This window comes from Salipaludibacillus daqingensis, assembly GCF_029891575.1.
Taxonomy (GTDB): domain Bacteria; phylum Bacillota; class Bacilli; order Bacillales; family Salisediminibacteriaceae; genus Salipaludibacillus; species Salipaludibacillus daqingensis.
The window spans coordinates 1-26014 of sequence record NZ_JARZHF010000011.1 but is presented as its reverse complement, the minus strand read 5'-3'; the positions used below and the strand labels follow the sequence as shown (position 1 = coordinate 26014).

24 protein-coding genes are annotated in these 26014 nt (G+C 36.5%); 15 read left to right on the top strand and 9 right to left on the bottom strand.

Annotated elements, in window-relative coordinates; genetic code table 11:
• Positions 1–289 precede the first annotated feature (289 nt).
• Together QDN89_RS18940 and QDN89_RS18935 are read right to left on the bottom strand one after the other, a co-directional pair.
• Positions 290–1072, bottom strand: coding sequence for an ABC transporter permease subunit (locus QDN89_RS18940; RefSeq protein WP_280771741.1), 783 nt, complete (start codon positions 1070–1072; stop codon positions 290–292).
• Positions 1065–1970 (bottom strand): ABC transporter ATP-binding protein, encoded by a 906-nt coding sequence (locus QDN89_RS18935; protein WP_280771740.1) that lies wholly within the window; start codon positions 1968–1970, stop codon positions 1065–1067. Before QDN89_RS18935 ends, QDN89_RS18940 begins: the two co-directional genes overlap by 8 nt.
• A 139-nt stretch (positions 1971–2109) precedes the next feature.
• On the opposite strand from QDN89_RS18935, the gene QDN89_RS18930 reads away from it, so the two are divergent.
• On the top strand, positions 2110–2670 hold the full coding sequence (locus QDN89_RS18930; protein WP_280771739.1) for a TetR/AcrR family transcriptional regulator: 561 nt from the start codon (positions 2110–2112) through the stop codon (positions 2668–2670).
• 706 nt (positions 2671–3376) lie between these two features.
• On the opposite strand, the gene QDN89_RS18925 is transcribed toward QDN89_RS18930, so the two are convergent.
• The 3 genes from QDN89_RS18925 to QDN89_RS18915 all read right to left on the bottom strand — a co-directional run bounded on the left by QDN89_RS18925 (position 3377) and on the right by QDN89_RS18915 (position 4949).
• The gene (locus QDN89_RS18925) at positions 3377–3511 is read right to left on the bottom strand and encodes a hypothetical protein (RefSeq protein ID WP_280771738.1); all 135 of its coding nucleotides are present in this window, start codon (positions 3509–3511) and stop codon (positions 3377–3379) included.
• Between the two features lie 102 nt (positions 3512–3613).
• Positions 3614–3760, bottom strand: coding sequence for a hypothetical protein (locus QDN89_RS18920; protein ID WP_280771737.1), 147 nt, complete (start codon positions 3758–3760; stop codon positions 3614–3616).
• An 826-nt stretch (positions 3761–4586) separates the two neighbouring features.
• A complete protein-coding gene (locus QDN89_RS18915; protein ID WP_280771736.1) occupies positions 4587–4949 on the bottom strand; it encodes a potassium channel family protein in 363 nt (120 codons plus the stop codon).
• Between the two features lie 236 nt (positions 4950–5185).
• Between QDN89_RS18915 and QDN89_RS18910 the strand changes: the two genes are divergently transcribed.
• From QDN89_RS18910 to QDN89_RS18870, 9 genes are all read left to right on the top strand, one after another.
• Positions 5186–5581 (top strand): GIY-YIG nuclease family protein, encoded by a 396-nt coding sequence (locus QDN89_RS18910; protein WP_280771735.1) that lies wholly within the window; start codon positions 5186–5188, stop codon positions 5579–5581.
• An 86-nt stretch (positions 5582–5667) separates the two neighbouring features.
• Positions 5668–6360 carry a Rossmann-fold NAD(P)-binding domain-containing protein gene (locus tag QDN89_RS18905; RefSeq protein WP_280771734.1) on the top strand — a complete coding sequence of 231 codons (693 nt, stop codon included), beginning with the start codon at positions 5668–5670 and terminating at the stop codon, positions 6358–6360.
• A gap of 630 nt (positions 6361–6990) precedes the next feature.
• Positions 6991–8253: a CYP152 family fatty-acid peroxygenase CypC gene (cypC, locus tag QDN89_RS18900; protein ID WP_280771733.1), complete on the top strand. Its 1263-nt coding sequence runs from the start codon at positions 6991–6993 to the stop codon at positions 8251–8253.
• A gap of 359 nt (positions 8254–8612) precedes the next feature.
• A complete protein-coding gene (locus QDN89_RS18895; protein WP_280771732.1) occupies positions 8613–9863 on the top strand; it encodes a M20/M25/M40 family metallo-hydrolase in 1251 nt (416 codons plus the stop codon).
• Positions 9864–10178: 315 nt separating this feature from the next.
• On the top strand, positions 10179–11522 hold the full coding sequence (locus QDN89_RS18890; protein WP_280771731.1) for a YheC/YheD family endospore coat-associated protein: 1344 nt from the start codon (positions 10179–10181) through the stop codon (positions 11520–11522).
• A gap of 207 nt (positions 11523–11729) precedes the next feature.
• Positions 11730–12950, top strand: coding sequence for a YheC/YheD family endospore coat-associated protein (locus QDN89_RS18885; RefSeq protein WP_280771730.1), 1221 nt, complete (start codon positions 11730–11732; stop codon positions 12948–12950).
• A gap of 6 nt (positions 12951–12956) precedes the next feature.
• On the top strand, positions 12957–13694 hold the full coding sequence (locus QDN89_RS18880; protein ID WP_280771729.1) for a YheC/YheD family protein: 738 nt from the start codon (positions 12957–12959) through the stop codon (positions 13692–13694).
• Positions 13695–13765: 71 nt separating this feature from the next.
• Positions 13766–14815 carry a YheC/YheD family protein gene (locus tag QDN89_RS18875; RefSeq protein ID WP_280771728.1) on the top strand — a complete coding sequence of 350 codons (1050 nt, stop codon included), beginning with the start codon at positions 13766–13768 and terminating at the stop codon, positions 14813–14815.
• Positions 14816–14945: 130 nt separating this feature from the next.
• Positions 14946–15248: an alpha-helical endospore appendage domain-containing protein gene (locus tag QDN89_RS18870; protein ID WP_280771727.1), complete on the top strand. Its 303-nt coding sequence runs from the start codon at positions 14946–14948 to the stop codon at positions 15246–15248.
• Positions 15249–15345: 97 nt separating this feature from the next.
• On the opposite strand, the gene QDN89_RS18865 is transcribed toward QDN89_RS18870, so the two are convergent.
• Both QDN89_RS18865 and QDN89_RS18860 read right to left on the bottom strand, forming a co-directional pair.
• Positions 15346–15897 (bottom strand): hypothetical protein, encoded by a 552-nt coding sequence (locus tag QDN89_RS18865; protein WP_280771726.1) that lies wholly within the window; start codon positions 15895–15897, stop codon positions 15346–15348.
• 4 nt (positions 15898–15901) lie between these two features.
• Positions 15902–16291 carry an alpha-helical endospore appendage domain-containing protein gene (locus QDN89_RS18860; RefSeq protein WP_280771725.1) on the bottom strand — a complete coding sequence of 130 codons (390 nt, stop codon included), beginning with the start codon at positions 16289–16291 and terminating at the stop codon, positions 15902–15904.
• Between the two features lie 309 nt (positions 16292–16600).
• Between QDN89_RS18860 and QDN89_RS18855 the strand changes: the two genes are divergently transcribed.
• The gene (locus tag QDN89_RS18855; protein ID WP_280771724.1) at positions 16601–17215 is read left to right on the top strand and encodes a YusW family protein; all 615 of its coding nucleotides are present in this window, start codon (positions 16601–16603) and stop codon (positions 17213–17215) included.
• A gap of 196 nt (positions 17216–17411) precedes the next feature.
• On the opposite strand, the gene QDN89_RS18850 is transcribed toward QDN89_RS18855, so the two are convergent.
• A complete protein-coding gene (locus QDN89_RS18850; protein ID WP_280771723.1) occupies positions 17412–17900 on the bottom strand; it encodes an NUDIX domain-containing protein in 489 nt (162 codons plus the stop codon).
• Between the two features lie 356 nt (positions 17901–18256).
• On the opposite strand from QDN89_RS18850, the gene QDN89_RS18845 reads away from it, so the two are divergent.
• The gene (locus QDN89_RS18845; protein ID WP_280771722.1) at positions 18257–20047 is read left to right on the top strand and encodes an SLC13 family permease; all 1791 of its coding nucleotides are present in this window, start codon (positions 18257–18259) and stop codon (positions 20045–20047) included.
• Positions 20048–20301: 254 nt separating this feature from the next.
• Entirely contained in the window at positions 20302–20868 is a 567-nt protein-coding gene (locus tag QDN89_RS18840; protein WP_425335427.1) for a biotin transporter BioY, read from the top strand.
• Positions 20869–21030: 162 nt separating this feature from the next.
• Here the strand turns inward: QDN89_RS18840 and QDN89_RS18835 are convergent, their stop codons facing one another.
• Entirely contained in the window at positions 21031–22446 is a 1416-nt protein-coding gene (locus QDN89_RS18835) for a vWA domain-containing protein (RefSeq protein ID WP_280771721.1), read from the bottom strand.
• Positions 22447–23024: 578 nt separating this feature from the next.
• Here QDN89_RS18835 and QDN89_RS18830 point away from each other — a divergent pair.
• Both QDN89_RS18830 and QDN89_RS18825 read left to right on the top strand, forming a co-directional pair.
• Complete coding sequence (locus QDN89_RS18830; RefSeq protein WP_342394393.1) at positions 23025–23837, top strand: SurA N-terminal domain-containing protein; 813 nt, start codon at positions 23025–23027, stop codon at positions 23835–23837.
• A 319-nt stretch (positions 23838–24156) separates the two neighbouring features.
• Positions 24157–25776 carry an ABC1 kinase family protein gene (locus QDN89_RS18825; protein WP_280771719.1) on the top strand — a complete coding sequence of 540 codons (1620 nt, stop codon included), beginning with the start codon at positions 24157–24159 and terminating at the stop codon, positions 25774–25776.
• Positions 25777–26014: the final 238 nt, after the last annotated feature.

Sequence of the window (26014 nt, the reverse complement as noted above, 5' to 3'; positions counted from 1 at the left end):
CATGCATCAATGCTTAGCCGAATGCCGAACGGGGACGGTTCTCATGCATCAAAATTTGGTGCCGAACGGGTTTTGATTTAAAAGAACATGTAAGAGTGATGATGAATCTAACAAGTTCTGTTTTTATCGTAAACATGATAAATATAGCTTTAAATGCCTAGCAAATGAGTATGTTCATTTGCTAGGCATTTTTGTGATTTATAAAAAATAAATGGTTAATGATGTTAAAAATTATTCCAAATAAATTACAAAATACAAGTATTGACCCGTTCAAATCTTTCGACAGATATTACAAAGGTAGGTCTTTACGCTTAAAGATAGTTATTCCAATAAAATATAGGACAACAGTTAATCCAACAAGAAGGATTAATTGACCCCCATAGCTCTCATTTTGAATAATAGCATTGGAGTCAAAGAAAGTTATAATAGTTACGTTTTTAAGAAATTCTAAGCTGTCACTCATTCCAGAAAGCATATTTGTAGCATAGAAGAACACCGATAGTCCTGCACCAAGGGCGAGAGAATTACTTGAACGGTTGAATAAACAGGATGCAAGAAAAGTGATTCCACTGAATGTCAAATGCAATAATAAAGAACCTAGCGTAAGGGCAAAGAATTCCTTTACAGGTAACTCACCAGGCTGAACGAACTCAGCCACTCCGTAACCTACAACAAACACCAACCCGAACATGAGCAATAGGGAGGAAACAAAATAGATGGCACTTGTAAAAGTGTACTGTGTCCTCGTGATTGGAGTGGACAGGTGATAGGCCATGCTACCTTTATCTACTTGATCCGCTATTAGCTTATTTCCAATAATAATGGAATAAATAATGCCAAAGATGAGGGCGAAATTCCCGAAATATTGATTCGCCACAAAGGAAATTAGGGTCGTTATATCACCTAATGGATTAACAGGAGCATCCATGTTTGTCTTTGCAATTTCATGCATCGTTTCTGGAGTGAAAATGCTCATAACAATCCCGATTAATAAGGAAAGTGATCCTGCAATAATTAAGAATATTTTCAGATTCGTTTTTATTAAGTGGATAAATAAGGTTTTATTAAACATGGTCATGATTCCCTTCTTTATAAAAATTCATAAAATATTCTTCTAGTGAGTACTTTATTTCACGAATGGATGTCACATCTCTTTTCGACAGAGCATCAATGAGCTCGTTGATTTGAAGATCTTCTATGTCTAACATGATCGATAAATCTTCCTCATGAATATCCCTAAAAGTAAACCCTTCCTTCTGAATTGCATGAAAGTTCTGAAGGTCTCCAAACGTTATCTTATATGTGGTTTTATCAAAATGCTTAAAGTCTTGAGAGTTCATGACAGAGATTAATCTCCCTTGCTTTATCATGGCGATACGATCGCATGTCCCTTCAATTTCTTCAAATAGGTGAGAAGACATAAGGATACTTTTTCCCTTTTGTTTTTCTTGGTGAATAAGCTTTACAAATACCGATTGCATAAGCGGATCAAGGCCTGTTGTCGGTTCGTCAAGAATGAGAATTTGTGGATCATGCATAAACGCACAAACAATCCCAACCTTTTGTTTCATCCCTTTGGACATACGCTTAATAAGTGCTGATGGATCTAAGTCGAACATCTCTATTAATTGTTGGGCAATCGTCATATCACGGACACCCCTCATGTTAGCAACATGCTGAATGATTTGTGTACCAGTCATGTTTGCTGGAAAAGCAATCTCTGCAGGTAAATAACCAAGATGCTTTTGAATCTCTTTCGATTGATTCCATGAATCTAAATTTAAAATAGTAGACTTTCCACTTTGTGATTTAATAAATCCCATTAAATGGCGGATTGTCGTTGTTTTCCCCGCACCGTTAGGACCTACAAAGCCAAATACCTCACCTTCTTCAATTTGAAATGAAATATCAAAAATACCCTTATTGTTTCCGTAATCCTTTGTAAGATGTTGAATTTTTATTGCTGTCATTTAAAATCACCCCACCAGTCCTTCTTTATTTATCCGACAACATGTCGTATGATATAAGTGTATGACGGACTAACGCCTTTATCAACCGACAATATTACTTCAAATGTCGGATAATAGACATCCAGTAGGAGGAGAAAACATGAAAAAAAATTCAAAAATGACTGTACAAACAAAACAAAATTTAATGGATGCCTTCTGGGAACTATATTGCACTAAGCGAATAGATAAAATCACAATTAAGGAAATTACTATGAGAGCGGGATATAATCGGTCTACATTTTACGAGTACTTTACCGATGTCTATGATGTGTTAGAGCAATTGGAAAACGAATTAATTTCACAGCTACAAGAGTTGCCTATGCAGCAGCTATCTTCATCAGACGATCCATTCCCGTTTGAAGTTCTTATCAGTCTTTATTCACAGCACAGCAAGTATCTTATGGTACTTCTAGGAGATCACGGAGATCCAGCCTTTCAAGGCAAAATGAAAGCGTGCATGAAGCCGATGATAAAAGAAACGCTTGTTGCACAGGGAGCAAAAGACGACGTTGAATTAGACTTTACATTGGAATATGCTCTGTCAGCGATGATAGGCATTCTAAGCTATTGGTTTAGCCAGGAAAATGCTCCATCTATTGAAAAATTAATAGAGTTAATAACAGAAATCTCCAATGACGGTGTTATGAAGAAATTAATGTAAGGTACCGGGTGGGATGCCGAACGGGGGCGAATGGGGACGGTTCTCATGCATCAATGCTGAGCCGAGTGCCGAATGGGGACGGTTCTCATGCATCAAAATTTCGTATTGAACGGGTTTTTTGACCATTGCACAGTGATTTCGTTTTTTTCGTGTGGCAATTTAGGGATATTTGATCGAATCGTGAGGCTGATTTAGTAATAATGATTCTAATTTCACCATAGAACAGTGTTTTTCCACCCTAGAGGTCCAATTTTTATCCATAGCGGCCCTCTTTTTCACGATAGACAGACAAGTTTTCTCCATAGAAGTCCTGTTTCTCCGAAGATAGGTACTTTGTCACCATAAAAATCTGTTCTCACGCACATAATCAGATTCTCACGCACCAACAAAAGAAAAACACTGGATCATGAGAATTTCCTGATCCAGTGTTTTCACTTTTAGTAACGCATATAATTTGTTTTGACATCATCTAATTGTCGTTGGATTTTCTGGTTACGCAATTCTTCGTGCATACGTTCTTTTGTAGGACGTTTTTTAATAATTACTGTAAAAAATATCATATTTAGTTTCAATTAAGATTTCTCCTTCCTTGCTATGTTCCAATATTTTCGCTAAGCGCTATCTCTCTCCGTATTTAACCATTCCATAAATTTAATTGTATTGATCATCATTTATCATCCTTTCTATCATTTTTTTAATCCGTTTTTTAATAGTGGAAATGCTCTAACTTTAGCTTATCCATACGCCGTTTAATCTCTTGTTGTCGTCTTTCGCGTTTAAATTTTTCTTCTTTTGATTGTTTTATAATAACAATAGCGAATTGGTTTACATTAAATCTCATATGATTACCTCCCTTCCTTAAGGGGCTCTGTTAATCCGAATCAACTTGCTCTTCTAAGTAACTAACGTTTAACATCATAAACCTCCTTTATTAATGGACTTCTTAGAATTTTGATAGATACGTCATTTTTTCCATAAACCATTCTTGATCTGGTGTCTGTTCTTCGTATCTAGGATCTTTTGCTTTTGTTCTCTTACCTCTTTTCTGTTTTTCAATCGTAATCGTATAAGTGAAAAATGGGACAGTCATACTATCACCTCCTTATAATGTCATATTTATATAAAAGGATGGCTCTGTTTTCGTTCGATGTTGATCTTAAAAAAATCTATGAGATTCCCGCAGAAAGCGAGTGTGATTAATCAACAGAATCAACAGGATTTCATAAAGCCAAAAGGATAAGAAGCCACCCTTTTAATCGCAACAAAAAAGCCACAGGACGCTCCTGTGGCTTTTAAAAAGATACTTTATCCCTGTATAAATAGGCGATAAGTATACCTAAAAGATCGCAATAAAAAAACCACAAATCAGTCCAATGACCGACCAGTGGCAGTATATACAGAATTACTCATCATTTAGCATATAAAAATTCAACTATTTCTGCTGAGGTCGATCATAAAAATATATTCAATTGGCTTATGTAAAACTTTTCCTTTTTTCATTTCATTCGACCTCGCTTTCTGTTAAATTTTTCTTTCAAAATTATCATATACGAAGTCGAAAGAAAAGTAAAGTTATTTTTTCAAAAAAGTCAAACATTTTGCCTCAAAATACTATTGGTAATTTGTGGGGTGTTGAATGGGGACGGTTCTCGTAAGGCATTAGTGGTCATAAGAGTGCACAAAAATCCGCTGGATATTTATCTAAACAGTAAAATAATCGTTTAGTTATCGGAATTCAACAAAAAATCATAGGTATAATGGTATAAGTCCATTGTGGAACACTTTCTTTATTATAATCTGTTAGCTGGTGTTTTACGAAAGAGAGTGGTGCCTAAAACACCACCTCTGTATGCATCGAATTTAAGGGAAGATGGTAATCTGATTAGGTTAAGTGGTATGAAGGGCTCGAATCTTTTTCACCTATCCTTTTGTCTTGTTTTCATTTTATTTTTTGATTCGACTTTATTTAGTTGAACGTATTCGAAGATTTTAGACACGAAAGCTACGATCATTCCTACGCCTACAAAGATATATATGATTGTAAACACTTTCCCAAAATCAGTTTGAGGAGAAAAATCACCATACCCAACAGTGGAGAGAGTAGTTACACTGAAGTAAAGGGCGTCTAGTACTCTTAAATTTTCCACAGTACTGTAAAATATAGTTCCAGATAGTAATGTGAAGAATGTCAATGTTAAAAGAACTTGAAATTCAGGTTCCTTTAATCCGCGTATGATTGCACGGACCATTCGTTGAAACGTAATTAAGAATGAAATCATCGAGCTCCCACCTTTCACTGATAATCTACTTGTTTTATAACACGAACGCTGCGAGAACGTTGCTGCGTTTTTCTTATTATACCTTTTGTGGTAGAACATCTCTATCATTAAAATGCAACTTTATTCCAAAAATAGATAGTAGATTCGGAAAAATAATTTTCTATTGTTTGTGTCATTTCGTATTCATGTAAAATAGGGGAGACAGAATTTTTACGAAAGTGGGGAGGTTTGAAGTGTTGATTAAACATATAAAAAATGGGGGAAATGATACACTTTATGCAATAAAGGCGATCATGACTTTGGATACAAACGATGTCACTATAGGAAAGTTAGGGTCTTTTTCGTTTCAAAATGGGGTTTATGTTTATGTTGGTAGTGCAAAAAGAAATATACAATCTAGAATAGAAAGGCATATCAAACAAGATAAAAAATTTCGCTGGCATTTTGATTACCTGCGACCTTTTGTTGACATTGTTGAGATTCAAACGTATCCAGGTGATGAGGGAGAATGCCATCTTTTTCATAGACTAATGAAAGAATATAACGGGCGGATCCCTGTGAAAGGATTTGGCTCGTCCGATTGTAAGTGCACCTCTCATTTGTTTTATACCGATTTAACCGATGAAAAATAGGGAGTTGGTTCTAATGCTAAGAATGACGTTGTCAAATGTTAAGGTTAGAAAGGTGACTGATTTTTTTAGAAAGGAGGTGATGGGTGATGAGGCAAAAATGGGGGATTGTTGGTATTGGGAAATTAGGAAATGCGATCCTTACTCAATTTGATCACTATCAGTTGGAAACGGGAGTTTATCATCCGGATTTACAAAAAGCAGAAGGGATAACGGAAACCTATCGTCACACGAAGTCATTACATAAAGAAGAGTTAGCTTCTTTGGATTATTTGATTATGGCACTGCCTGCCAATCAAATAATTCCTTTTATAACGGACTATGAAGCAAATGGCCTCACGTTACAAAATACGACCCTGATTAATGTGGCTACAGCGATGCCAACGGAAACGTTGCAATTAGAATTTCCAGAACGAACATGGGTAGGAATGAAGTTTGTCGGTCACTCTGAGAGTTTAAAAAAATATGGAGAAGGCCTTTTCATAACTGACGAGGGTGTTTTGAAAAATCCAGCTTACCGTGAAGTCTATTCACGATTCTCTTATCTTGGGCAGGTGATGGCAGAAGAGGAGTCTGTTGTAGAAGAAGTCAACAAATTAGCTACCTACCATGCCATCAAAGCTGCGAGAGAAATGGAACAAAAAATGATCGAACAAGGATTTTCTGATTTGTTTGAAGATCAAACTTTACGATCGATTATGCCAGAAGTCATTCGTGCCTATTCCAAAGGGCAAATAGGTCACTTCGCTAAAGAAATCGTTAAAAAACTAGATCAGGAGTGAAACGCGGGTGAAACACGGGTGAAACACGGGGACGGTTCTCATGCGGCATTTTACGGTTTGCCGCAGAAGATCTGTCCCAGTTAATTCAAGGTGCCCTCTTCCTAAGTGAAGAGATTTGGCACGAGAAAGTTTCGCCTTTTAAGTGGATCTATGCTTTTTGGCGCACTGTTGATTACAGTAGACTCTTTCATTATCTTTGATATAACAAGATGAACACACTGGTCGTCCGCAATTTCCACAAAGTGCAGATGCAAACTTCATACAAAATTGGCACTGTATATTGCATTCCTCCTCTCATTATCTTTTTCTAGGTGCCTTTCATAAAACACGTTCGTGAGATTTAACATGATAGAAGTTTCATGAAAATTTGTTTCTATCCTAGTTATTCTATTATATGAAGCATAAATGGCTTGTATGATGATAGGAATCTTTTGAATAGTGATATTAAAAATTTTCGTGAAACGCGGGCGTCATGCTGCATCTTAAGGTAATTGCCGCATGAGAACCGTCCCCATTCACCACCCACCACTACTCTCCATCCATTATTACTAAAAAGTGGTTTAATAGTTGTTTTTTGAGAGGAATACTTAGTAGTGATAAACGTTACTAATGAAACGATGGAGGGTTATGATGAGTATGTATAAAAAAATGCCTAAAGAGGAAGGTCTCGATCATAGTTTTAAGCTATTAAAGGAAGGTTATGAGTTCATTATCAATCGACGTGACACGATGGAATCGAATGTCTTTGAAACAAGGCTACTAGGAGAAAAGGCGATTTGTTTATCCGGTAGTGAAGCGGCAAAAGTGTTTTACGATAATGAAAAGTTTAAAAGAGAAGGAGCGGCTCCAAAACCTGTTCAAAAAACATTGTTCGGTGAAGGCGGTGTGCAAGCATTAGATGGGGAAGCACACCGACATCGAAAAGCCATGTTTATGTCTTTAATGTCTAGAGATGATTTAGCAGAAATTCGTGCGTTAACGAAAAAATACTGGGCAGAAGCTGCAACAAATTGGGAAACCGAAGAAGAGATCGTTTTATATGAAGAAGTGAAAAAGATATTAACGAAGGTTGCTTGCGAGTGGACTGGTATACCATTAAAAGAGGATGAAGTGGCTCACCGAGCGGAGCAACTAAGTACGATGTTTGAAACACCTGCAGATGTAAGTCTAAGCCATTTTAAAGGTTGGCGCGCTCGTTCGAAAGCCGAAGACTGGATGAAAGAATTGGTAAAAGAAGTTCGTGATGAGAAGCGGATCGTTGATACAAACAGGGCTTTATATGCTTTTTCATGGCATAAAGATCATGAAGAAAAATTATTGGATGAACATGTAGTAGCTGTTGAATTGTTAAATTTACTACGTCCAATTGTTGCTATTTCCGTCTATATAGCATTTACGGCGTTAGCCGTACACCAATATCCAGAGAAGGCTAAAGAATTGAAAACAGGTGATGATAACCGACTTCAATGGTTTAGTCAGGAGGTACGGCGTTTTTATCCGTTCTTCCCATTCACGGCGGCAAAAGTAAGAAAAACGTTCACATGGAGTGGCTATGAATTTGAAAAAGACACGCTTACTTTGCTTGATTTGTATGGAACAAATCACCACCCGGATGACTGGGAAAACCCTAACGATTTTGAACCGGAACGCTTTGCTGCATGGGATGGTAGTCCTTTTGATTTCATACCACAAGGTGGTGGCGAGTTTGATATCGGACACCGCTGTGCCGGCGAATGGATAACGATTGATATTCTGAAAGATAGTCTCGATTATCTCGTAAACCACATGAGCTATTCCGTTCCTGAGCAAGATTTCTCATATAGCATGACAGAAATACCAGCGATACCAAAAAGTAAACTAAAAATAAGAGATGTGAAGCGAACGAAAATGTAACTACCCATTTTGCTGTCTATAAACGAACCGTGCTAAGCGCGGTTCGTTTTCATTTGTATTTAGAAAAAATGATGAGGGAGAATGGAAGATTGTATATAAGAATACATATCGATAGAGCACATAAATGAATAACGATCACTCTCCCTCGATTTTTACCTGTACTCTACGTACATCTCTTTTACTAAATGACAGCAGTCTAATCGAAAACCATTCGTTAAAGAATATTTGATACACTATAAAGAGAGGTAAATGAATTTATGAATAGATGGTGACCTTATTTTTGCCGCATGAGAACCGTCCCCATTCATCACATTCATCACACCATTTACCTTTCATCACTCACCTTGAGGAGGGATTAAATGAGCGATTTGATTTGTGATAGTAACGTTAGAGAAGTTTATAAGTCATTGATGGTTAATCCGCTTGTGAAAGAGAGTCTTACCTTTATTGAAAAAGAAAATGAGCAAACGTTAAAGGAACAAATAGAACTGACGGAGATTCCAGCACCGACATTTCAAGAACAAGTGAAAGGATTGGACTATAAGAAAAGGTTGGAACAATTGGGATTAGAAGATATACATACGGATGAAGTTGGCAATGTGTTTGGGGTAAGACGGGGCAAAGGACCAGGACCGAAACTTGTAGTCTGCGCCCATTTGGATACGGTATTTCCTGAAGGAACGGATGTAAAAGCGCAATTCAGTGATGGGAAAGTTTATGCACCAGGGATCGCTGATGATGGAAGAGGTTTAGCGGTTGTGCTTACTGTGTTAAAGACATTTCAAGAGTATCAGATAGAAACGGAGGGGGATATTTTATTTGGAGCAACAGTAGGCGAAGAAGGATTAGGTGACTTATATGGTGTGAAAGCTTTCTTTTCGAATCATCACGATATTGATGGGTTTATTTCTATTGAACCTGGATCGCCATCGAGAGTAACCTATTTAGGTACAGGAAGTAGACGTTATTCTGTGACTTATCGCGGTCCTGGAGGCCATAGCTTTGGAGAATTTGGTTTACCAAGTGCGATTCATGCATGTGGCAGAGCGGTAGGCATCATTTCTAAATTGGAGACTCCTGATGATCCAAAAACAACGTTTACTGTTGGAACTATTTCGGGAGGAACTTCCGTTAATACAATAGCAGCAGAAGCGAATATGGTTATCGATTTGCGATCGACATCTCAAGATGAGCTAAAAAAATTAGAAAATGATGTCTTAGCAATCATCGATGAAGCGGCAGTTGAGGAAAACAAACGTTGGAATAGCGAAGCCATGATTAAGGTGGAAATAAAACTTGTGGGAGATCGACCTGCAGGAACGCAACGTTCGGATACACAAATTGTGCAAGCAGCATTAGCTTCAACAGAATCGGTCGGTTTTGAACCCAAGCTAGCTGATTCTAGTAGTACCGATTCTAATGTTCCGATTAGCCTAGGCATTCCAGCTGTTACATTAGGTGGAGGTGGCGAATTTGGAGGAGTCCATACCCTCAACGAGTATTTTGATCCGACGGACTCTTATTATGGCGCGCAACAAGTTTTCCTAACCGTTTTAGGACTTGTCGGTATGAAAGGTGTTAGTCAACCTCTATTAGAGAAAAAGAACTGATAAGTGGGTGATAAGTGGGGACGGTTCTCATGTCTCATTATTACTCGACGAAACATAAGAGAAACGTGACATTTGTTAGAAGGTCTTTGCGGATTTTGCCGAACGAGAACCGTCCCCATTCCCCACTCATTCCACATTCAATTATGAAGCACTCGACAACGTATTATGTCGGGTGTTTTTGGTGTGGAAAGAGTTTTCTTTATGCGATAAGGATTGTCTGCCGCATAAGAACCGTCCCCATTCCCCACCCATTCCCCACCCACTCCATCTTGGAACGTTATCATATAATAATAAAAAAATTAGAGGTGAGAGAGTATGCTGAAAATAAAGTGGGTTAACGCAAGGGAAGGTGTGGATATATATTTACCTTTAAGCTTTCGGCGTAAATATAAACTTTTCTCCAATAAGATTACCTTTCATTTTGGCTCTTTTAACAAAAAACTGACAGTTAAATTTAAGAAAAAGCTTTCAAATAATAAAGTTTGCTTGTCAGATAAATGGAAAGGTAATGTGTTTATTCCAGAAGATCTCACTTATGAGTTCAAGGTGGCTAAAAATTCATTGCATATAGGGCCGATGATATTGTGGGTTGCTGCGAATAATGATGAAAGATTAGACAAAAGACTTTATAACTTACAACGTCGAATAGAACAATATGTGCCGAAAAGAGGGATGATTTGTGTTTGCTCTGAAGAGGGGATTGATATGAAAAAACAGAAAATACGAGGATACTATTTTCAACCGAATGTGACAAATGATCATCAATTAAAATGGAAAAAAGCAACGTTTTCCTCTCCAGGTGCCGTGTTCAAACGTGTACCTTTATCGAAAAAAACGAATCAGTTCTTGATGGAATCGACCAATGATAAAATGTTTAACTCGTATTTTTTCAACAAATGGGAAATGTGGGAGTGGTTATCGCCTGACTCTTATCTCAAAAAACATCTTCCTGAAACAAAAAAGTTGGAAAAGCTGAAGCAAATAAATAAAATGCTTCGTGAATATCCTATCATCTACGTAAAACCTATTAGAGGATCAGAAGGGAAAAAAATAATAAATTTGAAAAAAAGTAAGTCAAAAATTCATATAAAGGATGATGTTAACACTAGAAAGTCTGTTCATCGTCTTAAAGAGTATTCACTTTTGCAAAAGAGGATAAACGGCTCAAGACAGTACATGATTCAACAAGGTGTACCTACAAGATATCAATCAAGACATGTTGATTTTCGCATTTACATGCAAAAAAATCAATATCATAAATGGAAGTCTTCAGGTATGACAGCTCGAGTATCTAATAAAGGAAGTATTATTACGAATTTGAGATGTTTGGATTATTGGTTGAATGGAAGAAAAGCGTTGCAACAGATTTTTAAGTTAAGTAAAGAAGAAGCCATCGCTCAAGAACGAAAAATTATTCGAATCTGTAAACGAGCTTGTCGAAAAGTAGATGAAATTGGGCATTATGGGGATATTACGATCGACTTTGTCGTCGATAAAAAACGACATGTGTGGATTCTGGAAATGAACTTAAGAAATGTGTATCCTGTTGAAGATCCTAGCTTAGCTGGGAAGGTAAAAGGTACTCCATTTAAGTATGCAATGAGTATAGCAGGCTTCCCTGAACCGAGGAAAGGTAAAAAAATAAAAGGTATTCGTTGATTATGGTCCCATTTTTATTCGGGGCCTTTTTTGCGTATTCATCTACTATCCTGTTATTTCATGGTGAAGTGGTTTAAATGAATGAGAGATAACTATAGGACAACGTTTGATTTAAACGAAATTCTTCTCAATCGTGTTCTAAGCCGTTACTGACGCACTCTTTATTAATACACTATCAGTAAAATGGAAAAGAAAGGATGAGAAATCTTGATCTCACAAAAGGATTTATCAGGTTATTTTGGGGTTTTAATTTCTAGTAGAGCTTGGAGAGAAATGTCAAAAAATCAACCCCATTATCGGTTAGTTCAGTTAGCAGAAGCGAATAAAGAAGTATATTTTAATGTGTATTTTTTTCCTGTGAAAAATATCGATTTAATAGAGGAATCCATTACAGGCTATTATTATGATTTTATAGAAAAAACATGGAAGACAGGATCGTTTCCATATCCGGATGTTCTTTATAGACGCGGGGGGCCATCGAGAAAATTTAGAGAACATTACCATACGTTTCTAGACCAATGTCATAAGAGAGATACCATCATGTTAAATCCCGTCCCGCTAGGAAATTGGGAAATATACGATTATTTTGGCAAGGTTAAACGGTTGAAACCTTATTTGATGGAAACGATTTTATATCGACGACCAGATCATTTATTTAACATGTTGAAAAAGCATCAGAACGTCTACATGAAGGGGGTTACGGGTAGAAAAGGAGAGCAAGTTGTTCGTGTTGAAATTGTTCGCGATAATTTATACAAATGTAAATATTATAACCACTCGAAACAAAGAATTCGAACGAAGAGATTTAAAACGATGGATGACATGATTCCTTTTATTAACAAGTTTTATAAAGGTAAAAATTTTATGGTTCAAGAAGGGATCGATCTATTAGAGCTAGATGGTAGAAGGTTAGATTTACGAGCAGAATTACAAAGAAATAAGAAAGGTGAAATTGATATTACTGGAATTAGTGCAAGAATGAGCAAGAAAAACTCACCTGTGACGATTCATTCAGATGCCTATAAATTAGAAAAATTATTTGATTTATTGAAGTTTTCAAAGGAAAAAAAAGTAGCATTAAAGCAGGAAATTGAGGATTTTTTATATATGGTTTATGAAGATACAGAGAGGAAATATGGTGTTTTTGCAGAGATCGGCATTGACTTTGCATTAACGAAAGATCTTGAAATTAAATTTATAGAATGTAATTCCCAAAGTGCAAAAGTATCCCTCCAAAAAGCTTTTGGTGAGCATGCAATTCATCACGTCATGATTAATATCCTTTCATACTCAAAATATTTAGTAAATAAAAAGGAAGAAGAGAAAAAGGAACAATCATCAGAAATAATGGCAACGGATTTAAAAAAATGGGAAGATTTCAAACGATGGTCGAAAGAAAAATGGGAAAAATTGAAGGAGAAAGGGTGAGGGAGAGTGAGACTATGGGGAAGAAATAAATATAAAATGTACTTAGCTCTGAAAAGAAATACGTTATTACGACCATATCTCCCTGATACCGTGATGTGGAGTAAAGAAAATTTCACGAAAATGTTAACGAAGTATCATTCCATCGTAGTAAAACCAAATAATGGTAAACAAGGTAATAGTATTTATTTTGTGGAAATAATGGAGCCTGATTATTGCGTATATATTAATAAAAAACAAAAGACGTTTCAAACACAAGAACAACTTTATCATTATTTGAAAAAAGTAGTTGGTGATAGGAAGTTTATTATCCAACGTGAAGTAGCTCTAGCGAGAATAGATGGCAGACCATTTGATTTTAGAATCATTGTCCAAAGAAAATCGAAAAAAAAGCCTTGGCAAATTACTGGTATTCTTGCTCGTAAAGGAGGCGATGGGTACAAAGTTACTAATCGTCGTCGTGAAGGCACTGCCTTGACACTAGATGAGGTTTTGAAAAAAGTAGATATGCAACAAGAAATGAAAGGGGCAGTGGAGGAAGACATAAAGCAAATTTCTCTAGCAGCAGCAGAAACGTTAGGGAAGTGCTTTCCGGAACAAAAAATATTTGGTGTAGATATTGGTATGGACCAACAAGGTGCTTTTTACATTTTTGAATTGAATCGATGGCCTCTTTTAGGGGGCTTTAGGAGTTTGAAGGATCCAACTCAGATTAATCGAATTATGGAGATGAAAGGAAAGAAGTAACGATGTCTTCCTTTCACTCTTGAATGATTTATGCGGCATGAATTGCTGATGAAGGGAAAGGAGTCAATCATATGATTGGGGTTATTTTGTCTTCCAAATTAATAAGGCAAGCTAAGAAAGGAAAACCTGGTCCTATCGTAAGATTTTATGAAGATATAGCAGATGAAAATAATGTGAACATTTGTTTTTACAGTATAACGAGTATGTCGATAAAAAAAAGAACAGTCAACGGAGTCGTTTACTACCATACAAGTGGTAAACGGAAAAATGAATTAGTCCAAGTCCCACAAGTGAATTTGTACCGAGGATATTCTTATCTACAGAAAAAAGACAGCATAAAAAATATAAATCATTTCACAAAAAAGAATGATGTGATGTTCTTTAATGTCATGACGAATGCTGCCAGAGGTAAATATAAGATTCATGATTATTTAGCATCAGCGGATGAAACGAAAGCTTTATTACCCGCCACAGCAACGTTATCCTATGCTAGATTGACGAAAATGTTGGAGCGTTATCATAAACTTTACATTAAACCAAAACATAGTAGCAAAGGGAAAAACATTTATGTTTTAGAAAAAACAAACAGAGGTTATCGAATGACGCATATTAACCGTGCAAAAGAAACAATCACCGATATTTCTGAAAAAGCACTCAAGCCTTACTTCACTTCTAGATTTCCGAAGCCAAAAAGATTTATTGTGCAAGAAACGATAGACAGTAAAAAGTATAAAGGGAAAAAGTTTGATTTCAGAGTTTTTACGCAAAAAAATAAACGAGGTCGTTGGCAAGTTACAGGGATGTACGCAAGAATGGCTGATAAATGTTTAAATGTAACGAATAAGGATCAAGGTGGAAAGCTTAAATTTAACTTGAAGCCGTTAATTAATGACGCGACGAAAAAAGAAATAAAACAAACATGTAAACAAGTAGCCAAGGTTATGGAAGTGAAATACCCTCAAATGATAGATCTTGGGCTGGATGTTGCCGTAGATAAAAATAATAATATTTTGTTGATTGAAGCTAATTTTAGACCTTATAGAAGCAAGTTCAACAGTAAGCATTATCGGATCCTTTTTGAACACGCCGTTTGGTTTCATAAAAGAAGAATAGCATCATGAGTTTAGCTGACTGATGAATGTGACGGTAAATTGATTTATTTATTTTGTAATCCGGTGTGATTCGCCCATGCAAATAGCTAGTTGTTCCCATACGTTATAAATGACTCTAATTTGAAGGGAGGCATTTATAATGGGGATGCCGGAATTACCTGATTATTCACCATTTATTGATCTAGAACGAGAAGACGTTATCAATCTTATTTTAGTTTCTATTGCGTTGGAGGAAATGGCACTAGCTCATATTATAAATACAGAAGCGGAGAAGCTTTCTTGGGTCATTAAAAATGAGGACACAACAATAGAAGATTTATTAGATACGAATCGAAGTGTAGAAAGAATGTTGCGAAATGTGATTAAAAAAGAAATGCTACTTCAATTCAAGCTTGAAGATACGCTTGATTTCATTGAAGAAGAAATCACCGATGAAATGTAGATAAAAGCTATGAAATTTTCTATGCGCTGTATGTATATCGCAACCTGTGCATGAAGGGAAAGATCATTTCCCTTTCATGCAAAAGTGCGGTCGTATATTACTGTTTTTTCTTTCTAGATTTATTTGTAACAGAACGAATGTTTAATAAAGGTGGGGCTGGTTCCGGGCAAGTTTGTTCTTCATAGAGATATATCGTTTGTTTTTTATGTTTGTAGTATTCAAGTAATTGTTCTAGTTGGTCTGTAAGTAACTGCATTTCTTGATGGAACGGAAATTCGTTGAAAATGACATCAAGATTTCTTTGTACATAAGTGATAAGTTTTTGTTGGTTTAGTAAATTTTTTTCCTTTAATTTGTCAGTTTCGAATTCATCAACGGGATGGTCTTGAGAAAGGTTAAAGATAATCACCGTTCTTTTTTGTGAAAGCAAGTTTTGTAGTTCTCTTAAATGACGGAAAAAAGCGTTTAAGCAGAGAACAATTTTCATAAGTTTCTGTTTGTCTGCTTTATTTTGGTCGCTTCCAATTGATTGCGCTGCATGAATAAGTTTTTCTGATACCTCGAAATAATGGACAATGGACGTTTCAAGTTCCTCGATTGACTTCAACAGAAGTTCTCTCGTTGGACAGTTATTTTGTAACGCATTCATGATATTATGCCTCTTTGCAATGTTCACAATTGCAACCAGGCGGACAAGGTGGCGGACATTTTTTCTTTGGTGGTTTAGGCTTTTTATCTTTTTCAGGTTTTTCCTTGTCATCGGTGATCTGTAACGTTGTTTCTAATTTACGTAGCAATAAAAATTCTTTCATGACAATCGTACTTAATGTACTATTCACCGTTTTGTTAAAGGAAATGAGTTCCTTGTGATTTGTGTGTTCACATTTAAGAAATTTACACAGATAAGTCTGGATCTTTTCAGCTTCAGCATTTAGTAAGTGAGATAATGCTATTTCTTCAAGGGCAATGGATTCAAGAAGATCAATGACTGTTTGATCCAAGTCAGGACGATAAGGTTGTTTCGGTACATTTGGCATACTCATTATTTATCCACCTCCACAGTATCCTATGGGCATTATCATCAAATGGTGAACATTTTTTACAGATAAACCTGATACTTTTTCTCATGACATTTCGATTATTAAAGCTCTGTAAAAGCATGGAATGATAAGAGAACCATTATTTTTTTAAAATAACGGTTACTTTTATCATAGATTTGCTATTGTTGAAATTAAGACTTATGAAGGAGTTATAGAAGGCATTTAAAAGGGGATACCTTCAATAGCTGCCTTAAACTGTATCTATAAATCTATCTTAGAATATTAACAGAATGAAGAAACGGGGTAATAACTATGAAAAAATTTGCAATTAGTATCGCATCGTTAGCAATCGCGTTAAGTGCTTGCGGTGATGTAGAAGAAAATAATAATGAAACAAATAATGAGCAAGTAGAGGAAGAACCAGAAGCAAACTTAGCAGAGAATGAAGATGAGAATAACAATAATGGGATGGATTCAGATTTAAATAATGATACAGATAATGGTATGGACAATAATGGTTCAGCAGATATGAATTCCGATGAAGAGACAGAGGCAGTGATGGATCAAGACTTTGATCATTTCGAATTGAATGTCACTTTAGTTGATGACACGGAATGGAACTTTATGTATTCACCATCTGATGATGAAGCATCTGTTTCTGGAGATGATTTGGATCTTGAAGGACAAGCAGCAGTAGATGAAATGGAAATCTATCTTGCTGATTTCCGTGTGAATGCAGCTAGTGAACAAGATGAAATTTTATCTGAACTGACGACATTCGACTTCCGTGAATCAGATATTCAAGAATTCGATCTGACAATCAATTTCACAGAACAAGAAAATGAAACGGAGTGGACATGGAGCCAAGACGAAGGTGAAGGCAACGACGAGCAACAAGATGATGAAGAAAACAATGATAACGAATAGTTAGGCAGTAAGGATAGTCAGATCACAGATATTGGCCAAAATGCAAAAAAAATAATTGAAGATACTTTCATGTGCGATTGTAAATTAATCCTCGCATAGAGTCATGACTAACGGACGTCTCCTATGAAGGAGGCGTCTTATTTATTAAGTGATTTAACGTTAGTGTGATGAATTTATAAGGAGTTAATGGAGTTTTTTATAAAAAATTTTCTTTTCTTAGTTTATCTAAAATTAGCTGATCTGTTTCAAATGCGAGCTCAGGTAATCTATCAAATGAAAAATAATCAACGGCACTCAAATCGTCATTTGCTGAAAGTTCACCCCCGATTGCCTCGGCTAAAAACCAAGTGCCGACAGTATGCTGAGCAGGGTTATGAAAATTTGAATGTACGTCATAGATTCGTTTTATTTTGATGTGTAATCCTGTTTCCTCAAGAAATTCTCGTCTCGCTGCAGCTCTAATTTCTTCATCGTATTCGACATAACCGCATGGGATACACCATTTATTTGAATAGCTAATATTTCTTTTTCCGAGCAATATCTTCCGATCATAAATCACAATTGCCGCAACACCAACAATCGGATTTTGGTAAAAAATAAAGCCGCAGTTCTTACAATGTGGTTTATTTTCATTTTCTTCCGCTATTAATCTTCCTCCACATTTTGGGCAAAACGAATAACGCACGCTAACACTCCTCACTTTTTTTGGTCGGTGGTTGGTGGTGAATGGGTGGTGAATGGGGACGGTTCTCATGCATCATTGGGATAAAAAATTTATTTATGAGTGGATTAACGTTCCACAATATAAAGCATTCTTTAAGACGGGATTAAGAAAGATTATAGCTACTTATGTTTGTATTTGCAACACGAGAATCGTGCCCATGTTTCCCTTAAAGGTTGTAATAAAAAGAGTAATATAAACAAAAGTGTTGAATTTGTGACGTTGTTCATATACCATAAGGGGTATAATGTTAATTGCTCATATATGTGAAGTGTTAATGTTTTTCCGTTGTTTGAATGACAGAAAGGAGCTTACTCAATATGACACTAGAAATTATGCTAACATATGCCGTCTTACTTTTAGCTATCACGCTATTTGTGACTGAAAAGCTTCGTACAGAACTCGTTGCCGTCCTTATCATGGTTATTCTCCCATGGACCGGTGTTATTACGGTGACTGAAGCATTTTCAGGATTTTCGTCAAATGCTGTAATATCTGTTATCGCCGTTATGCTGCTCGGCTACGGTGTTGATCGATCAGGAATTATGGCAGTGGTTGCTGCATTTATTACAAAACATGTTGGTAATAAAGAGAAAAATGTGATGGCTACAACGTCTGCAACAGTTGGTATCATTTCTTCTTTTATGCAAAATATCGGGGCAGCAGCTCTTTTCTTACCTGCGCTTCGAAAAATCGGTAAAAATGCAAATATTCCTGCTTCAAAAATTATTATGCCAATGGGGTTTGCCGCTATACTCGGTGGAACGATCACCATGGTTGCATCAGGTCCTTTAATCATTTTAAATGACTTGCTTGCTGAATCTGGAAATGAACCGTTTCATTTATTTGCGGTTACGCCAATTGGTATCGCATTGCTTGCATCAGGTGTTCTATACTTTTATTTGTTAGGTAAATGGGTATTACCTAAAGCTACAGGCGAATCGAAGCCAAGTTTAACAGAAGAGATTCGAAAAACGTATGAATTGCCCGAGCAAATTTTTGAAATGGATATTCATGAAAATAGTTCATTAAATGGAAAGTCTATTGAAGAATTGGGGATATGGACAACATATGCGATCAACATCCTTGCACTAAGTGAATCAGGAAGTCATCTCTATAGTCCTTGGAGAAAATCGCGTCTGCAAAGTAATCAAACAATCGCTGTCCTTGGTAGTCATGAGGATGTGACTATTTTTGCAAAGGATCATGACCTACAAGTGAAAAATTCATTAGAAACATTCTCTAATCTAGAAAACGAAGACCGTGCCGGTTTCGCAGAAATTATTATTCCGCCAAAATCTCGTTTTGTAGGAAAAAAACTTGAAGAAATAGCATTTAGAAAAAATTATATGCTTGAACCGATCGCTTTTGTGACGAGGGAAGGGGAAAAACAAAATCTTGCAGAAGTCCCTCTTGAATCTGGTATGGAAATGATTGTATTCGGTCGATGGGAAGATATCATCAGATTGAAATCATCGCGTGATTTTGCGGTTCTAACAGAGGTTAATCCTCCTGATCCTGAGGCGAAAACAGACAAGAAGAAACATGCCATGTTATCAATTACTGTTGCCATTGGCCTTGTCTTATTAGGTTTTCAGCTTTCTCTTAGTTTCTTCACAGGTGCAATGCTCATGATACTTCTAGGTGTTATTCCGAAAGAGGAAATTTATCCTGCCATCGATTGGAAAACTGTTTTTCTTTTAGCTGGTTTAATTCCTATGGGGACAGCTTTTGAAAATAGTGGTGCTGCGGAATTTACCGCTGGTGGAATTATTAATCTTGTTGGAGGATGGGGAACCTTTGGCATTTTACTTGTCATCGGGATTATTTCCATGTTCTTTTCACTGTTCATGTCTAACGTAGCGGCAACTGTTTTATTAGTTCCACTTGTTATTATGATGGGGAATTCCTTTGGTATCGATCCTACAGGACTGGCTTTATTAGTAGCTGTATCGGCATCTAACTCTTTCATCTTGCCAACTCACCAGGTAAACGCCTTTATTATGAGTCCCGGCGGATATAGAAATGCCGATTATTTAAAAGCAGGCAGTCTTATGAGTGTGATTTTCCTCTTCGTTTCCGTCACAATGATTTATTTGTTCTTCATATAAAGTGGTGAATGGATGGTGAATGGATGGTGAATGGGGACGGTTCTTATACATCATTGGAATACAATAATTAACAAATCACTAGTATTAAGTAAGGCTAAGTTTGCCGGATACTTTTGATTTTACTGTATGTTTGCCACACGAGAACCGTCCCCGTGTGGCATTCGGTGTTTCAAATTCACACTTTTCTAAATTTGTATTTTATGCTATTGTTAACTTTGATAAATATAAGTTAACAATAGAGAGGGGAATAAACATTGATAGAAAATGGAAATAGATTGAGGGCAATTATTATATGTGGAATGTTTGCGGCAATTACTGCTGTTTTATCACAAATGGTCATCCCAATACCTATTGTACCCATAACTGGACAAACGTTAGCTGTTGGTCTTACAGCAACAATTATTGGCAGTAGACTAGGAACAGTGGCGATTACTTGTTATGTCCTTATTGGTGCATTTGGAATGCCAGTTTTTGCTCAGGCAAAAGGAGGTATCCAAGTATTGTTTGGACCTACAGGAGGATATATTATCGGTTTTATTTTAACTGTCTATGTAACAGGTCTTATTTTAGAAAAAACGTCATTTAATTTAAAGATGGCGATGATTGCGAATACTGTTGGCATGTTTATCACGCTTTTATTTGGGACAGTTCAATTAAAATACATATTAGCTCTTGATTGGTCAGAAGCGATCTTAGGCGGTGCTGTGCCATTTATAGCGGTTGGACTCATCAAAGCGTTCCTAGCTAGTTGGATTGGCATCAATGTTAGAAAACGACTTGTGGATGCTAATCTTCTTAAGGGGATAAGAACAGCAGCATGATTGGTGAATGGGTGGTGAATGGGGACGGTTCTTATACATCAGTAGAATACAATAAATCACAAATCAAAACCATCAATCAAGGCTAAATTTGCTGGTCATTCTTGATTTTAGTGCATGTTTGCCACACGAGAACCGTCCCCATGTGGCAATGAGTCTATCAGTTTAATCTATGTGTTTGCTACTAATTTCCTCAATTAAATCTCGCATTCGGTCCGCTTCGTCAGACACTTCGTCGCGTTTGTTTTCATAAACTTCATCAATATGATCGGCAATAAGTTCTTTTCTTTCTTCATGAAGGGATTCAAGTTCTTCTACAACAGAGTCATCAACTTCGTCTTGCGAACGAAAAGCTTGAATGGATTGATAGATTCGAGTGTCCTCTTGGTTACGAATTTCTATAGTTTTTCGATATAGTTTATCAACATCTAGTCCTTTGAACGCAGAGCCAAAATTGATATTTGCCCCTTTAAGCCCGCTCCAGAATCTCCATGAGGTTATGCTAATTTGATCCGACCACTGCTCAGTAACTTCATCGTTTAATTCTTGTTTCGTATATACAGATGTATATGTTCCATCCATCACGTCAGCAATTTGTTCAAGCTGTTCATGCTCATCATCTTCCACATCAAAACCAACGATATAAAATTCAATATCAATGCCAGAGTCTTTCATCGCTTTGGCTTCTGCGACAGGGTCGCCACCACATGTTTCAATCCCGTCACTTATCACATAAACATAATTTGTGTCGTCTTCACTAGATTTCTCAAGTAAATCTTCTTTAGCTTTAGCAATGGAGGCAGCTAATGGTGTGTATCCGTTGGCGTCAAATGAATCCAATGCATCTGAAAAAGCGTTACTATCAAAAGGGGATAATCCATACACATTTTCAATTCCAGAACAGGATTCTTCTTTGCCATCTGTTTGGTTTGTTCCTTTATGTCCATAGACCTGAAGCATGACGTTCACTTCAGATGGAAGATTCCCCGTAAAGTGATTGATAGAATCTTTAGCGAGGTCCATTTTTCTCTCGTCATCAACGGACGCTTCCATGCTTCCACTGGCATCGATCAAGATTGCTACATTTACGTCCGAGTCCATCTCTTTTTCAATTTCATCATCTTCTATTTCCTGAAGAAGACGTCCGTCAGGCAAGACAAGGTCTTCATAAATGACTTCGTAGTCTTTTATAATATGAATAGCTTCGTCTAAGTCGGCGCCAACTTCATCGATGATAAATGCAAAAGCCCTTTCAGCACTCCATTCGTTGAATTTCTCCTCCTCAATAGCTGCCTCAAATAGATTCATGTCAAAACTTTTTTCTTCTTCGTGGAGTTGCTTTGTAATTCGTCCAGGTTCTCTCGTAAAAATCGCGTTGACATCCATTTCAACCTTGTTGAACTCTTCTGAATCACTTGTTTCATTAGGTTCATTGATCTCATTCTCGGGATCCAATTTGTTCTCATTAGCTTGATGATTCTGATTATCAGCGCTTGTAGCCTCAACGTTATTTTCATCTTCAGAGCAACCAGATACCAACAAAATCATTGTACCTATGTAAAATATACCGCGCCATGTCATGATCCTTGCCACCTCTTTTTGTCATAGATTTGTCACATACCTATCATTTTAAGGGGAGGAAATGTGTTTTTCTACCCAACTATAGTCATATTAAGAAAAAAATGGATGTAAAGAGTATTACCTGCAAAGTGAGAGCAGATTGGGCATAATTGTCTTCTATGAGAGGGACCATTACGTAACTTATAAAACCTCTCTTTCTAGAAAGGGATAAGGAAGAAATTGAAGGTTTCAAGGGAATGAAAGTTAACTAATGCCACACGAGAACCGTACTCGCTAACGAGCCACTTATCAATATTTTAAGATAATAAAATCAGGTTATTTCATGATTAAATATGATGTTACACACTTTTACAATATGTATGTTGTTTACTAAATTTATTTAAATGATTGAAATGGTAAAACCTCCTATAAACACTGATAAAATGGTGTTTTACGTTGTTGTTTTTGTGAAACAATGAATACATATTTTTATAGTCATAAAGGTTGTTTATCTTAGATGATTACTTTGAATCTCGTAATGGTTTTACAACAAGTTACGATATGGTAGAATAACCACCAAGTTGATTATAGAAAGGGGAATGACATTGAAGAAAACATGGCTACTAAGTTTATCTCTTGCAACGTTAACTGTAATTGCGGCTTGTGGAGATAATAATGAGACAAATGAAGGTAATAATGAAGGAATGAATAACGGGGGACTAAATAATCAGGAGGAAGAACCTGAGGGAAATAATGAAGCAGCGCTTGAAGGCGGAGAAACTGCAGAACAACCAGAAATGCCTGAACCTGATTTAGAAGGTGTTCCTGATGTTGTCGCAGAAGTAAATGGTGAAGAGATACCTAAAGATGAATTTGAAGCTACTTATACAGGGCAATTTGAGCAAGCTACCATGCAATCTCAGATGACTGGAGAAGAAGTTAACCAAGATGAATTGAAGCAATTGGTTGCTGATAACATGGTAAGTACAGAACTTCTCGTACAGGAAGCAAATAACCAAGGTTATGATGCTTCTGAAGAAGAAATCAATGAAACATTAGACGAAATAGCAGTACAAAATGGACTAGAATCTGCTGATGAATTTATGGCTGCACTACAAGAACAAGGCATGGATGAAGAAGAAATCATGTCTCAAGTTGAATTACAAGTGAAAGTAGATCAGCTTATTGCTAGTGAGTCTGGTGATATGGAACCTACAGAAGAAGAGCTTGAACAAGCTTATGAACAAATGGAACAACAGCAAGAACAAATGGGTGGAGACGAAGAAATGCCATCTTTTGACGAAATTAGACCAGAGCTAGAACAACAAGTTCGACAGCAAAAAGAAGGCGAAGCATCTCAAATGCTAATTGATGATCTTCGTGAAGATGCAGACGTAACGATTCATTTGTAAAATAGGAACTCTTTGTCCGTCAATAACTATGCACCAAGCTTGAATCGGATCGTTTACGAATGTTTGTTAAAGAATCACACTTTAAATCATTAAATGTTTGATACGCCTCATCTATCGGTGGAAATTCCGGTAGATGAGGTTTTTTATGCTTTGAGAACGAATTTCCAGAGAGCTCTATCATTAGACGTTTCAAATCAATTTTAAAGGAATTTTGATCGTTTATGTTGAATTAATTTCAAGGTAAACGTTTTTTGTGCATCTGTGCACAATATTTATCATAAAATACGAGGTGAATCGAAAAAGAAATGGGTGGATTTCTATGAAAACAAGCAGCAAATTGATTCGCATGTCCAAGGTGCTTCGGATGGCATTTGTTATTTTCATTCAAATTTATTGGTATAAGTTTCGAAAAAAATCGGATGCGGATTGGGATAAATTATGGGAGAAAATAGGTAGAAGGTTCAGGAAAACACTCTTTGAACTAGAAGGACTGTTAATTAAAATCGGACAAATATTAAGCATCCGTGCTGATTTACTCCCTCAAGCATTTATTAACCAAATTCAAGATCTTACAGATAACGTTCCTCCATCTGACTGGGAAGACATCGAAGCCATTTTAGAGGAAGAATGGGGCAGACCGATCGAAGAAGATTTTTATTCGATTGAAAAAAACGCCGTTGCTTCTGCATCAATAGGGGAAGTGTATAAAGGGGTTTTAAAAGATGGAACAGAGGTTGCTATTAAAGTGCTGCGTCCAAATATTCATTCCATTGTTCAAACAGATTTTCGAACGTTAGGGATCATTATTTGGTTCGCTCATCATTTCATTCCGATGCCGAAAGGGTTTATTAACTTAAAAGTATTGTTTAAAGACTTGAAACAAGTGATTGAACGAGAGCTAGATTTTGCGAAAGAAAAGGATACATTGCTTTTTTTCAAAAATAGATTTAAAGATGATGAGATCGTTACCATTCCTGATGTGTATTCGGATTTAAGTACACCAAAGGTGCTTGTCATGGAATGGGTAAACGGAATAAGACTGACAGATGACACCGAATTGGATCAATTAGAAATAAGTCGTCATGAATTGGCTCAGCGGCTGCTTCAGTTGTTTTTGCCTCAATGGCTTGAGCCTGGATCGTTTCATGCTGATCCCCATCCTGGAAACGTCCTTGTATCAAAAAATGGTCAATTAATCTTATTAGATTTCGGGATGACAGCAGACATTTCCAAAAAGGATGCGACGTATTTCCAAGGATTAATAGAAAGTATTCTCGCAAAAAATTATCGTAAATCCGTTGAATGTTTAACACAACTAGGCTTTCTTCTACCTGAAGCTGACTCGAGAACGATGGAAAGGTTATTAGCTGAATTGATGGCTTTTCGTCCTACTGATATAAAAAACATGGATATGATTGCTTTGAAATTGGAAATAAATGATATGATCCAAGCGCTGCCGATTCAAATTCCAACGAAATTTATTTTTTTAGGTCGATCTTTTATCACGATAGAGGGAATTATTCGCCGGTTAGTTCCTGAGGAGGAACTGATTGAAATAAGTAAACCGGTATTTATGGATTGGTTAAGTAATCAAGGGAATAACAAGTGGTCCTATGTTTGGTACTGGATGCAATCACAACCTGTATTCAAAGTTCTCCATTCTGCGGCAGAGTTTTTGAAAATGCCTGATAAGCTTGAATCTATCAAGGAAATAGAACAGAAAAGACAATTTCAATTTACGATTTACGAAAACTATAAACAACATTTGTTTCATTTATTCATGTTAGGCATGATTGGTGGTGCATTAGGTGTCTACACTTCTCATGACTTTATTTTTCGTTTTTCGATAGGAATTTCTGTCTTTTCAGGAATCGGTTATATTCTATTTAATATGAAGTTAAAAAAATGGATGAAGTATATGCACGAAAAACGCCGGTGAATGAACGTTTCATATCTGAAAAAAGCTGTTTTTTTAGATAAAAAATCTACTGGAAATTACTTGAATCAAAGCTTAGAAACTTACAACCCTCATGGAAAACAACACCTTCCCTGGTTAAACTGGACCCTATAAAACAGACACGGATAAAAAACTACTTATCCGTAAGTTTTATAGGGTTCTTTGTCGTATACTTATTTTATAATGATTATAATCGGGAGTTGATAATATGGGGGGGCAT